The organism is Streptomyces sp. 8L, assembly GCF_020176795.1.
In the GTDB taxonomy this organism is placed as follows: Bacteria; Actinomycetota; Actinomycetes; order Streptomycetales; family Streptomycetaceae; genus Streptomyces.
Genome location: NZ_JAIUKE010000268.1, coordinates 1 through 11,686, shown reverse-complemented (window position 1 = coordinate 11,686; position 11,686 = coordinate 1). Strand labels below are relative to the sequence as shown.

Sequence of the window (11,686 nt, the reverse complement as noted above, 5' to 3'; positions counted from 1 at the left end):
TACCGCGCGGCGCCCGGTCGCCGGGCCGCGCGCCCGGGCGCACGTCCGCTCCCGCCCCGCCCGGTGGGGCAACTCGGCTTATTCCGGGTCGGATTGCGCCTTCCACGGGAAGCGTCGGACATCGGACAGGGCCCTTCACGTGGGGCCCCGTCGGTCAACGCCGGTCTCGCGTGCAGCCGTTCACGGTGGTTACGGTGAGGGCCGGCGTGCTTTGCGGGCGGACGTGGAGGCGCGGCCCCCCCCCCGGCCGCGGGGGGCAGGCGAGGCGCGCACGGTTCCCGATCGTCGACACCACTGAGAGCCACTCGATGCCTAGTTCGTCCGCGCCCGTCCCCGATGTTTCGATCGTCTTTCCCTGCGCCGGATTCGGGACGCGCTTCGGTGCCCCGTACTCGAAGGAGCTGCACAGCCTGGCGCCCGGGGTCACCGTCCTCGACCGCAGTCTGGAGGCCGTTGTCGAGCTGGCCGAGAGCGGACTCAACGTGCGCCTGGTCGTGGTCATCAGGAAACACAAGCTGGACACGGTGGGGTATCTCGCGCGCTACGCCGACACCCTGCACCTGGTCTTCGTCTACCAGGACGACTCGTTCGAACCGGGTCTCGACGGCGCGATACGTTCCGCCCTGCCGCTGACGCGGGGGCCGGTGGCCCTCGTCCTGCCCGACATCGTCATCAGCGGTACGGGCAGTGCGGGCAGTCTGCTCGCCGCACTGCGGCGGACGGGTGAGCGGGGCTGGGGCGTCGTGGCCACCGAGGAGCGGGACCCCGGCACACTGCGGCAGATGGGCGCGCTCGCGGTGGTCGAGGACGGCGGTGTCATGACGGTCGAGGCGGCCACGGACAAGCCGGCGGACGCGTCGGGCTACAACGCGTTCTGGGGCATGGTGACCGTCGCGGAGGAGGAGGCGCACCGGCTGCCCGACGTGGTGAGCAAGGGGGTGGACAGCCCACTGCCCGGTGCGGCGGCCCTCATGGTGGAGGGAATCGTCAACTACAACACCGCCGCGGGCTGACCCCTCCTCGGGCCCGTGCCGAGGCCGCCCTGCTGCCTGGGCGCGGTGCCGGGACCGGCCGCGCCGTGCCGCTCTGCTCCGCTCCGCCGGTACGTCTGGTCGGTGCGGGCCGGGCCCCTCAGCGGCCGGTCAGCGTCTCCGTCTCGGTGGCATAGAGCTCGGCCGGGTCGAAGCCCATGCCGGTGAAGTGCCCGGCGAGTTCCAGGGAGAGCACTCCGTGGAGGCGGGTCCAGAAGGTGAGGGCGTGGCGGAGCGCCGACGGCGGCGCCGGGTGTGCCCCGGCCCAGGCCCGGTGCTCCGCGAGGTGCGTGTCGAGAGGGGTGGGCGGGGCCGCGGACGGCTGCTCCGCCATGGAGGCGTCGAGGAGTACGCCCATGATCTCGACGGCGATCTGCCTGGTGTCCTCGGGCGCGTGGTATCCGGGCACGGGCGTGCCGTAGACGAGGAAGTACCGCTGGGGGTCGTCCAGAGCCCACTGGCGCAGGGCGTCCGCGAGGTCGCCGAGGCCGGCGCCCGCCTCGGCGCGGGCGTGGACCGTGGCCGCCAGGTCCCGGTAGGCGTCCCTGACGAGTTCGGTGATCAGCTCGTCGCGGTTGGCGAAGTACCGGTAGAGGGCGGGCCCGCTCATGCCCATCCGCTTGGCGATGGCGTTCAGGGACAGGGCGGAGGCGCCGGCGGCGGCGATCTGCTGCCAGGCGTGCTCCTTGATCTCCTCGCGCACCTGGGCCCGGTACCGCTGCCTCGGAGTACTCGCGTCCGCCTTGGCCATGGCCCCTCTCCCGCTCTCCCGAAGCTGTTCCGGCACTGCTCGGTTAGAGGGTATCGCGGATGCGGGTGGCGCTTACCCGGCGGGGTCCTCGCCGGTCGACGGGCCCGCGGAACGCCCCGCGGGACCGGGCCCCCGCGGGCGGCCCGCCCCGGGCGCGTACCGAGTCGTGTTCCATTGCGGGGTCTGCCCTCGCAACGAGGAAGGCCGTCATCCCGGAGAAGAAGGACCAGGCCGACACCGGAAGAAGAAGGGCCGCCGGGGCGGCCGGCCCTCACTCATGACGCCGAGCTTCACAAGGACCGAAATACCGTCGAGCACCTGATCAACAAGCTCAAGGCGGGGCATCGCCACCCGCTTCGACAAGCCCCCCGAGAGCTGCCTCGCCGCTCTCCACCTCCGTGCCTCCCTGATCTGGATCAAGGATCGCGCGCGGAGCACGTGACGACGACGTTCTACGGCGTGTCCTGCGGCGTGCGCTGAATGATCGCGCGCGCTGCCCGGACCAGGGCCGCGTTGTTCGGCGCGGGGCTGCCGTCGGGGAGGTTCAGCGCGTCTTCCAGGCCGATCCGGGTATCCAGGCGACGGGTGGCCGCGAGTTGGAGAAGAGGCCAGGCGGCGGCGTCCACGCCGTGCAGGAGAACCGGGGCGGCTGCTGATTCGAGTTCATGGAGGAGGTCGGCCGCGGCATGGACCGCATCCTGCGGGGCGGTCTCGGTGATCTCGGCCAGAATGCGCAGGGCACGCCGTGATTCGGGCCAGGCAAGGAACCGCTGTGCCGCGGGAGTGCCGGAGTAGATGCCTGCTTCGATGCCGATGCCCCGGTCCAGCAGGGCAGCGGCGACTTGGACGGCGCCGTCCTCGTGCCAGTTGACAGAGGCGTGGTCGGGCAGCACGGTCCAGGCCCGGACCTGCGCGGCACGGGCCCGGGGGTCGGCCATGGCCCACGCACCGGTGGTGACCCCAACGGGGACGCCCGGGACGGCGTCCCGCACCGCGCTGACAGCAGCCGCGACGGCGACGGCCTCCAGCGTGTCCCGGCCGTCGCCATCCTTGGGGTGCAGATGGACGTTCTCGGCGCCGACGGCGACAGCCTCACGGGCCGCCGCCACCAGCTCATCCGGGGTCACCGGCAGATGGGAACACTCGGCACGGCTCCGGGCACCGTTGAGACAGACCTGCAGCATGACGCCATCCTCGCAGGTCGCCCCCGGCAGCATCTCCAGGCAGACGGCTCGATCCAGGGCGCGTCACAATTGACCAGGACTCGATACGCGCCCCAGCGACTCGACAGCGCGCTTCAGCGTGAACTCGGACGAGGCGTAGGCGTCGTTGAACGGTGCGCCGACCAGGCCGTTCGCGCTCGTTGCCACGATCAGGCGCTCCCGGCTGGCGCGCACGTGCCGGAGGATCGCTTTGATCAGGGCGATGTCGCCGAAGAAGTTCCGCTCGAAGACGTAACGGAAGCCTTCCAGCGCCGCAGACGTTGGAGGAGCCTGCCGTGACGAAAGAATCAAGGAGGGTTCGTGATCACCACCATCGCGCTCCTCAAGGCCAAGGACGGCCTCACCCGCGACGAGTTCATCAGGTACTACGAGAACCACCACGTACCGCTCATCCTCAGCCTGGCACCAGCTCCTGCTTATTACGTCCGCAACTACCTTCCTGTGGTTGGTGATCGAGCATTCCCTGCCGACTTCGACGTGATGACACAGTTGGGGTTCGCCGACGAGGCCGTGAGACAGCAGTGGCTCGATCTCGTTCTCGCCCCGGCGTCTGGCGTCGCTGAGGACGAAGCCCGATTCCTGGACCGCACCCAAACCCGGTCATGGATCGTCGAAGAGTACGGGTCCCGCCCGAACCTCCCCGGACAACACACCTAGGTGTATTGATCACCAACGTTGTTGACAGTGCACCGGCGCGGCTGTGCGATGCCGCCTGGAACGTGATTTTCAGGCGTCGGCGAGTCGGCGCATGATTCGGGAAGCCTGCAGGAGCGTCAGTCGCTCCTCGTCGGACAGTTGGGCGAGCTGCCCCTCCAGCCAGTCCTGACGCGCTGCCAGCGCTCCACGAGCGACTTCGGAGCCGGACGGGGTGAGGCAGAAGAGGACGCGACGCCCGTCCTCCGGGTCCTTCTGCCGTGTTGCGTGGCCGCCGGAGACGAGTCGGTTGACGGTCTGGCTCATGGAACTCGGCGTCACGCGGGCGCGGCGGCTGAGTTCGGTCAGGCTCTGCGGGCCGTGCTTGAAAAGTGCGGTGAGCACGATGACAGCCGCCTCGGCCATCTCGCCTTCACCGCGTTCGGAGCGGAAGCGGCTGTAGATCCGGGCCACCGCGACCCTCAGCTCGCCGCCGAGGGCCCGGGTGTCTTCGTCGGACGGATCGTCGGATTTTGCGTTCACACTCACAGTTCCTTAGTATAACGAAGGAACATGTTTCGTACTAAGAAAGATGTGTCTTCGGCGCGCCCCGATCGGCGCCCTGGATCCGCCCCTGACCGACGAGGCTCCCATGTCTCTCACACCTCCATCGCGCCCCGATATGTCCGAGAAACCGGCAGCAACCGCCGGTGACGGCTTCGGCCTGCGGTTCACCTTCCCGCTGATGCTGGGCACGTCGTTGAACCCGGTGAACAGTTCCATGCTCGCTACCGGTCTCGCCGGGATCGCCGCCGACTTCCACCTGGGTCCCGGCCCAGCCGCGTCCCTGGTGTCCGTGCTGTACCTGTGCAGCGCGGTGATGCAGCCCACGATGGGCAAGCTCGCTGCGATCTTCGGCCCCAGGAAGATCTTCCTCAGCGGCGTGGCCATTCTCCTGGCCGGCGGCGTGATGGGCGCCATTGCGCCTGGTTTCCAGATCCTGCTGCTCTCCCGCGCACTGATCGGCATCGGCTCATCCGCCTGCTACCCCGCCTCCATGTCGCTGGTGCGCCGCCGGGCCGAGCAGCTGAAAACCGGCGTCCCCAGCGCCGTGCTGGGCAACTTCTCCATCGCCTCACAGATCGTCGCCGTGCTCGGCCTGCCGCTCGGCGGTGTCCTGGCCGGCGCCTTCGGCTGGCGCGCCCTGTTCCTCGTCAACGTGCCCCTGGCCGCCTTCGCCCTGGTCTTCGCCGCCAAGAACGTGGAAAAGGACCCGCCCGCCAAAGCCAGCGGCGTCAAGGAGTCACTCGCGTCCGTCGACCCCGTCGGGATCGTCTTGTTCGCCCTGTCCGTGGTGTGCCTGCTCCAATTCCTCAACGACCTCGACCACCCTGCCTGGCCACTGGGTACCGTCGCCCCCGTCACGCTCGCTGCGCTCATTTGGTGGGAACGGCGAACCGCCTCACCGCTGATCGACGTCAGATCCCTCGCCCGCAACCCGGCGCTGCGCCGTACCTACATACGCCAGATGCTGGTGGGCCTAGGGGTGTACGCCTCGATGTACTCCCTCACCCAGTGGCTGGAGGGCAGCGCCGGCTACTCGTCCTTCCAGGCCGGCCTGATCATGCTGCCGATGTCCGGGGTCAGCATGGTCCTTGCGCGCCTCGTCTCCACCCGCGGCTGGGTGCGCTGGCCGCTGCTGACCGGGAACTTCGCGCTGGTGGGGGGCGGACTGCTCATGCTCACAGCGCACGAGCGAAGCCCCCTGATCCTGGTCCTGCTGACCACGGGTGTCCTCGGCTTCCCCAACGGCCTGTGCAACTTCGCCAACCAGACCACCTTGTTCGTCCAGACTTCCGCCGACGAAGTCGGTGTCGCTGCAGGACTGTTCCGCACCTTCGGCTACATCGGAGCGATCTTCTCCTCCAGCGTGATCTCCCTCAGCTTCGGCGACCACGTCACCGACGCCGGCTTCCACCGCATGGGCTGGATCGTCCTCGCCCTGGGTGCCCTCACCGTGTTGACCACCCTCTTCGACCACACCATCCCCACCACCGTGTCCCAGGACAACGACTCCGACACCGCAACCGAAGGAACCCTCCGATGAAACTGCTCGCAATCCTCCTGTACCCGCTCGGCCTGCTGCTGCGCCGCAAGCGCGCGGGCACCACGCACAGCATCAGCAACGCCCCGGAACTGGCCGCCGTGAAAACGGGCACGCTCGGCCTCATCTCGCCCGCCTTCACCCACGGCGCAACGATCCCGCTGCGACACGCGACCATGGACCTCGGCCCGAACACCTCCCCGGCCCTGGCCTGGGAAGAACCGCCCGCAGGCACCCGGCAGATGCTTCTCGTGATGGAGGACACCGACACCCCCACCTCCAGGCCGGCACGGCACATGGCCGCCTTCTTCGCACCCGAGCCGCCCCGTATCGAGGAGGGCGAACTCACCGAGGACAACCGGCGATTCACCTACCTGCCCGACCACCGGGGCCGTGGCGGCTACCAAGGTCCCCGGCCGCTGCCCGGCCATGGCACGCACCACTACCACTTCCACCTCTACGCACTCGACACGGAAGCCGATGCCTCCGCGGCGAAGGACCTCGATGCCCTGCTGCCGCAGTTCGCCGGGCACGTCCTGGCCGCAGGCCACCTGGAAGGCACGCTACGCGGATAGTCGGAAACAGCGGCCACGTCCAGAGCCATCCGGAGGCCAGCCGGTGCATCTGTTCAGCAGCGCCGTCGCGGCGGACAAGCCCACGTCAAGGCGCCGCCCCGCGCAAGCCAGACGGCCCGGTCGCCACGCCCCTCGCGTTACTCCAGTCTGACTACCTACCCGACGCTGCTACCCTCCGTCCCGAGGGTGGTGGCGCTCAGGGTTCACCACATTGCAGAGGTCTTCGTGCCCCACCCCAATGCTCGCCTGACCATCCATGGCAGGCGACTCCCGGTCGACCGGGTCCGGGCCGGCAGGCCCGTCGCCCACGTGGCAGACGAGATGGGTATATCCCGCGCCACGGCCTACAAGTGGGTCCGGCGCTGGCGGACTGAAGGCGACGCGGGGCTGCGGACCGCTCCAGTCGCCCTCTGACGACACCGCACCGAACCCCCGCCGACGTTGAGAGACGCATCTGCGCGCTGCGGCGCGAACGGAAGCTCGGCCCCGCACGGATTGGACCGATTCTGGCCGTGTCCGCCTCAACGGTTCATCGCGTTCCGGCTCGCCACCAGCTGAACCTGTTGCGCTGGATGGACCGGCCTACCGGCCAAGTCATTCGGCGCTACGAGCGAGAGCGCCCCGGCGAACTGGTCCACGTCGACATCAAGAAGCTCGGCAACATCCCGGACGGCGGCGGACACCGGGTCATGGCCCGCCAACAGGCCGCCGGCAATCGGCAAGCCACGACCGACGCTCGTAAGGGCGGTAGCCCCGTAATCGGCTACAGCTTTGTCCACACGGCCATCGACGATCACAGTCGGCTCGCCTACAGCGAGGTTCTGACCGACGAGCGCAAGGAAACCGCAGCCGCCTTCTGGAAGCGAGCGAACACCTTCTTCTCACAGCACGGCGTCGTCGTCGAGCGAGTCCTCACAGACAACGGCTCTTGTTACCGGTCCAAACTATTTACCCAGACCCTCAGCGCCGCCGGGATCATTCACAAACGCACCCGTCCCTATCGCCCGCAGACAAACGGCAAGGTCGAGCGTCTAAATCGCACCCTGCTCGACGAGTGGGCGTACGTACGCCCGTACTCCAGCAACGCCGAACGGACCGAAGCCCTGGCGGACTTCCTCCACACGTACAACCACCACCGCTGCCACACCGCACTCGGCGGCCACCCACCTATCACCCGTGTGAACAACGCTTCGGGTCAATACACCTAGTGACCTGAGTCTGAGATTCGTCGGCAGTAGGCGGCGACTTTGTCGAGGATCTCACCGGCGGTCTTCGTCCAGACGAAGGGCCGTGGGTTGTCGTTCCAGTCGGTGAGCCAGGCTCGGATGTCGCGTTCGAGGGCCTGGACAGAGCGGTGGACGCCGCGCTTGAGCTTCTTCTGGGTCAGCTCGGCGAACCACCGCTCGACCAAGTTCAGCCAGGACGCACTGGTCGGTGTGAAGTGCAGGTGGAACCGTGGATGGCTGAGCAGCCACCGTTTGATGTCGGTTGTCTTGTGGGTCGCGTAGTTGTCCAGGATCAGATGAACCTCCAGATCGGCCGGGACTTCCCTGTCGAGCTTGGCGAGGAACTTCTTGAACTCGGCGGCCCGGTGGCGGCGGTGCAGGGAGCCGATCACCTTGCCGGTGGCAACCTCAAGAGCGGCGAAGAGAGTGATCGTGCCGGCCCGGATGTAGTCGTGGCTGCGGCGTTCGGGAACGCCCGGCACCATCGGCAGGACCGGCTGGGACCGGTCAAGGGCCTGGATCTGTGACTTCTCGTCCACGCAGAGCACCAGGCCAGGCCGACGACGTCGCGGACCTTGCCGATGAACAACGGATCGGTGGACAACTTGAACGTCTGCGACCGGTGCGGTGCCAGGGCGAACGCCCGCCAGATACGCGAGACCGTCGACTGCGACATGCCCGTGGCCGCGGCCATCGACCTGGTCGACCAGTGCGTCGCATTCTTCGGCGTCTCCTCCAGCGTCTTGACGATGACCCGCTCGACGTCGGCATCGGTGATCTTCCGCGGGACACCCGGCCTCGGGTCATCACACAGACCGTCCACACCCCGCTCGATGAAGCGGCGCCGCCAGGTACGGACCGTGTCCGGAGTGATCCGCAGCCGACGGGACACCTCCATGATCGAGTGGCCCTCGGCGCACTCCAGCACAATCCGCGACCGCTGGGCCAGAGCCTGGGCCGTCGTGCGATGACGTAACCAGCCCTCCAACACTGCCCTCTGGGCATCAGTGACCGACAACGGAGGAATCTTCGGACCCGGACGACTCATACCCAACCAACGACGAATCTCAGACTCAGGTCACTAGGGCGTGTCGTTCGGATCAGGTGGTCGTTGGTCTGGGTGCGCCGTCAACTGGCGTGCGGTGGGCGCGAATTGAGCCGTTGCTACCTGACCGGACGCCGCAGCGTGGCGGCCGGCGGCGGGATCACCGCGAGGTGATCGACGCGATCGCCTGTACCGTGCCGGGGCGGGCTTCCGTTGAAGCTCCAACCCCGGAAGCAGCCGTTGCCGTCACGTCAAGCGGTCCCACGGTGGCGGCCCCGCCCGGTCCTTCACCGTACGGCTCGGTAGGCCGGATCGGAGCCGGCTGCCGTCTGGCGCTTGCGGTGTCTCAGGACGTCGGCGGCGCCGCGCGAGGTGGAGCGGCGACGGCGTCGAGGGCACTCCAGAAGGCGTCACCGTCCGGTGCGGGGACCCGCTCGAACAGTGCGCGGCGCACCGCCCTCGCATGTGCGGGTCGGGCGGCGCCCAGGGCGGTACGCCCCTCGCGTGTGGCGACGATCAGCACGCGCCTGCCGGGAGCCTCTTCGCGCCACAGGAGACCCCGGTCGGCCATCCGCGAGAGCTGGCGTGAAAGACGCGCGCGCTTCCACTCCAGCATGGCGCCGAGGTCCTGCTGCGGCATCCGGCCGTCGCCCTCCTCGATCACACGCGAGAGGACGGCGAAGTCCGCCGCGGACAGCCCTGCCGCGTCGTGGATTTCTTGCGCCACGGCGGCGAGTACAGCGTCGTTCGCCCGCTTCCACGAGACCCACCGCGCCGTCTCGGAGCTGTTGAGAGGCTGATCCATGGAGACACCCTACCTTCGAGTTGTCATGTAAACCTGCGGGGTGCATGATGGTTTACATGACAACCCGCGACCGACGGACTGTTCTCATCACCGGTGGTGGCTCCGGAATCGGCCTCGGCCTGGCCGAACGGCACCTCGCCGCGGGCGACCGCGTGATGATCACCGGACGCAACCCCGAACGCCTCGCCGCCGTGGCCGGGCAGATGCTCGGCATCGAGACCTTCACCAACGACATCGGCACCCCGCGCGGGCGGCAGGAGCTGGCCCATCACATCCAAAGGACCATGCCGTACCTCGACCTGCTCATCAACAACGCCGGTATCCAACGACGGGTGGGCATCGCCTCGGACCACTCGCCCTGGGAAGAGGCGCAGTACGAGATCGACATCCTGTTCGCCGCCCCGGTGCACCTCGGGCGACTACTGATTCCGCACATGCTGGCCCACGGCCGTCCTGGCGTCCTGGTCAACGTCACCTCTGGCGGGGCGTTCTTCCCGCAGCCTTTCGCCCCTCTCTACAGCGCGGCCAAGGCCGCGCTGCACAACTACACCGTGAACCTCCGCCACGCCCTCAAGGCCACCCCACTGCGCGTGGTGGAGCTGATCCCGCCGGCCGTGGCCACCGAACTCGCCGGACCCGGCCGGACGCACGGCGCCGACCCGGACGAATTCTGCGACGCCGTCTTCCCACTGCTGGACGGCTCACATCCGGAAGTCGGCTTCGGCCCGACCGCCACGGACGATTTCACCGAGCGGCGCGCCGCCGAGCAGCGCACGTTCGACACCGTGTCCCACCGCTTCGACGTGCCCATGTTCGGTGCCGACGGCCGTGTGGCGGCCTGACCCGGCATGAGACGCGGCAACGCACAGCAAGGAGAACGAATGCCAGCAGTATGGATGGTCACGGGAAGCTCGCGGGGGCTGGGCCGGCACGTCGTGGAAGAAGCCGTACGGGCCGGAGACCACGTCGTGGCGACGGCACGGGACCTGCGCAGTCTGGCCGAACTCGCCCAAACCTTCGGCGAGAAGGTGTTCCCGGTCGCCCTCGACGTGACCGACGCCGCCGCTGCACGTGCGGCGGTCGACGCCGCGGTCACTCGCTTCGGCCGGCTGGATGTCGTGGTGAACAACGCGGGCCAGGCCGACCTGGGTTCGGTCGAGGACACCCCGGACACCTCGTTCTGGCACCAGCACGCCGTCACATACGCCGGACTGGTGAATGTCACCCGTGCCGCCCTGCCGGTCTTCCGCCGCCAGGGCTCTGGCCGCTTCCTCCAGATCTCGTCGCTGGGAGCCCGCCTCGGAACACCGGGCCTGGCGTCCTACCAGGCCGCCAAGGCTGCCGCCACGACGTTCTCCCTGTCCCTGGCCGCCGAGGTCGCCCCGACGGGCATCCTCATCACCATCGTGGAACCAGGCAATCTGCGGACCGACATGGTCTCGCCCCGGTCCATGACCGTCCTGCCCGTCAGCCAGGAGTACGAGTCCACCGTCGGTGAAGTCGGCAAGCGCCTGGCGTCCAGCGACGGCAACCAGCCCGGCGACCCCCGCAGAGCAGCCCAAGCCCTGGTGCGGATCTCCCGTATGGACACGCCACCACTGCGTCTCCCCCTCGGCGCGGACGCCGTCACGATGGCGGAGACAGCGGCAAGCCGCCTCGCCGACGAGGACGCCCGCTGGCACGCCCTGAGCACCTCGATCGGATACGAGGAGAACTGACCCGCGCCCGGTTTCGTCCAGCCGGCTCCGCAAGGCCCGCCGCGACGGCGCACCGAGCCCACTGACGGAGAGGACGTGGTTCGGACGGGCGTTCCCGGTGACGGGGCTTCTCCACCTGGGGACGACCGCCTTCACACCGACGAAGGTGGCGCGCAACCGGCAGAAGGCCGGTCAGGTGGTGAGCCGGGTGGACAAGCCCGCCTCGACACACCCACCGGCTCATCCTGGATCAATCAGGTCGAGCGATGGTTCGGCCTGCTGACTGACAAACTCGTCCGCCGCGGCGTCCACACCTCGGTAAGGGGCCTGGAAAAGGGGCCTGGAAGACGACATCAGAACCTGGATCGACGGCTGGAACAGCAACCCTGGGCCATTCCCCTGGATCAAGACCGCCGACGAGATCCCGAACTCCCTCGCCGGCCACCTCGACAAGATCACACCGGCAACCATCGGCAACCAGTCGGAAACTCGGACGCGCGATTTCTGGTGCAGAACACTAGTAGTGCTTGGTCAGGTTGGTATCGGCTCTGGCATGTTGCGGTGACAGGTGGGGCAGGCGCCGGTCCAGACCGCGA

At 68.4% G+C, this 11,686-nt stretch carries 11 protein-coding genes and 4 pseudogenes; 9 read left to right on the top strand and 6 right to left on the bottom strand.

Annotation, left to right across the window (positions count from 1 at the left end):
- The first annotated feature begins 308 nt into the window (after positions 1 to 308).
- Positions 309 to 1,013 (top strand): hypothetical protein, encoded by a 705-nt coding sequence (locus LCE31_RS22045; RefSeq protein WP_225016746.1) that lies wholly within the window; start codon positions 309 to 311, stop codon positions 1,011 to 1,013.
- Positions 1,014 to 1,131: 118 nt separating this feature from the next.
- Here the strand turns inward: LCE31_RS22045 and LCE31_RS22040 are convergent, their stop codons facing one another.
- Complete coding sequence (locus tag LCE31_RS22040; RefSeq protein WP_225016744.1) at positions 1,132 to 1,782, bottom strand: TetR/AcrR family transcriptional regulator; 651 nt, start codon at positions 1,780 to 1,782, stop codon at positions 1,132 to 1,134.
- Positions 1,783 to 1,901: 119 nt separating this feature from the next.
- Here LCE31_RS22040 and LCE31_RS22035 point away from each other — a divergent pair.
- A pseudogene (locus LCE31_RS22035) lies at positions 1,902 to 2,224 on the top strand (IS5/IS1182 family transposase); the annotation flags it as partial.
- A 10-nt stretch (positions 2,225 to 2,234) separates the two neighbouring features.
- Here LCE31_RS22035 and LCE31_RS22030 read toward each other — a convergent pair.
- Positions 2,235 to 2,966: a 3-keto-5-aminohexanoate cleavage protein gene (locus tag LCE31_RS22030; protein WP_225016742.1), complete on the bottom strand. Its 732-nt coding sequence runs from the start codon at positions 2,964 to 2,966 to the stop codon at positions 2,235 to 2,237.
- A 63-nt stretch (positions 2,967 to 3,029) separates the two neighbouring features.
- The gene (locus LCE31_RS22025; RefSeq protein ID WP_225016740.1) at positions 3,030 to 3,296 is read right to left on the bottom strand and encodes an SDR family NAD(P)-dependent oxidoreductase; all 267 of its coding nucleotides are present in this window, start codon (positions 3,294 to 3,296) and stop codon (positions 3,030 to 3,032) included.
- Positions 3,297 to 3,305: 9 nt separating this feature from the next.
- Here LCE31_RS22025 and LCE31_RS22020 point away from each other — a divergent pair, with 9 nt between their 5' ends.
- Positions 3,306 to 3,662 (top strand): EthD domain-containing protein, encoded by a 357-nt coding sequence (locus LCE31_RS22020; RefSeq protein ID WP_225016738.1) that lies wholly within the window; start codon positions 3,306 to 3,308, stop codon positions 3,660 to 3,662.
- 69 nt (positions 3,663 to 3,731) lie between these two features.
- Here the strand turns inward: LCE31_RS22020 and LCE31_RS22015 are convergent, their stop codons facing one another.
- Positions 3,732 to 4,181 (bottom strand): MarR family winged helix-turn-helix transcriptional regulator, encoded by a 450-nt coding sequence (locus tag LCE31_RS22015; RefSeq protein ID WP_225016736.1) that lies wholly within the window; start codon positions 4,179 to 4,181, stop codon positions 3,732 to 3,734.
- A gap of 139 nt (positions 4,182 to 4,320) precedes the next feature.
- Between LCE31_RS22015 and LCE31_RS22010 the strand changes: the two genes are divergently transcribed.
- The 3 genes and pseudogenes from LCE31_RS22010 (at position 4,321) to LCE31_RS22000 (ending at position 7,525) form a co-directional block, all read left to right on the top strand.
- Complete coding sequence (locus LCE31_RS22010; RefSeq protein WP_225016735.1) at positions 4,321 to 5,745, top strand: MFS transporter; 1,425 nt, start codon at positions 4,321 to 4,323, stop codon at positions 5,743 to 5,745.
- Positions 5,742 to 6,317, top strand: a complete 576-nt coding sequence (locus LCE31_RS22005) for a YbhB/YbcL family Raf kinase inhibitor-like protein (RefSeq protein ID WP_225016734.1) — start codon at positions 5,742 to 5,744, stop codon at positions 6,315 to 6,317. The genes LCE31_RS22010 and LCE31_RS22005 overlap by 4 nt, the downstream gene beginning before the upstream one ends.
- 225 nt (positions 6,318 to 6,542) lie before the next feature.
- Positions 6,543 to 7,525 (top strand): annotated as a pseudogene (locus LCE31_RS22000) (IS481 family transposase).
- Here the strand turns inward: LCE31_RS22000 and LCE31_RS21995 are convergent.
- Together LCE31_RS21995 and LCE31_RS21990 are read right to left on the bottom strand one after the other, a co-directional pair.
- Positions 7,522 to 8,591, bottom strand: a pseudogene (locus LCE31_RS21995) (IS630 family transposase). The pseudogenes LCE31_RS22000 and LCE31_RS21995 overlap by 4 nt on opposite strands.
- 343 nt (positions 8,592 to 8,934) lie before the next feature.
- Positions 8,935 to 9,393 carry a MarR family winged helix-turn-helix transcriptional regulator gene (locus tag LCE31_RS21990; protein WP_225016733.1) on the bottom strand — a complete coding sequence of 153 codons (459 nt, stop codon included), beginning with the start codon at positions 9,391 to 9,393 and terminating at the stop codon, positions 8,935 to 8,937.
- 56 nt (positions 9,394 to 9,449) lie between these two features.
- Here LCE31_RS21990 and LCE31_RS21985 point away from each other — a divergent pair, with 56 nt between their 5' ends.
- The 3 genes and pseudogenes from LCE31_RS21985 to LCE31_RS21975 all read left to right on the top strand — a co-directional run.
- A complete protein-coding gene (locus LCE31_RS21985; protein WP_225016732.1) occupies positions 9,450 to 10,235 on the top strand; it encodes an SDR family NAD(P)-dependent oxidoreductase in 786 nt (261 codons plus the stop codon).
- Positions 10,236 to 10,274: 39 nt separating this feature from the next.
- Positions 10,275 to 11,111: an SDR family NAD(P)-dependent oxidoreductase gene (locus LCE31_RS21980; RefSeq protein WP_225016731.1), complete on the top strand. Its 837-nt coding sequence runs from the start codon at positions 10,275 to 10,277 to the stop codon at positions 11,109 to 11,111.
- A gap of 207 nt (positions 11,112 to 11,318) precedes the next feature.
- Positions 11,319 to 11,514 (top strand): annotated as a pseudogene (locus LCE31_RS21975) (IS630 family transposase); the annotation flags it as partial.
- Between the last annotated feature and the right edge of the window lie 172 nt (positions 11,515 to 11,686).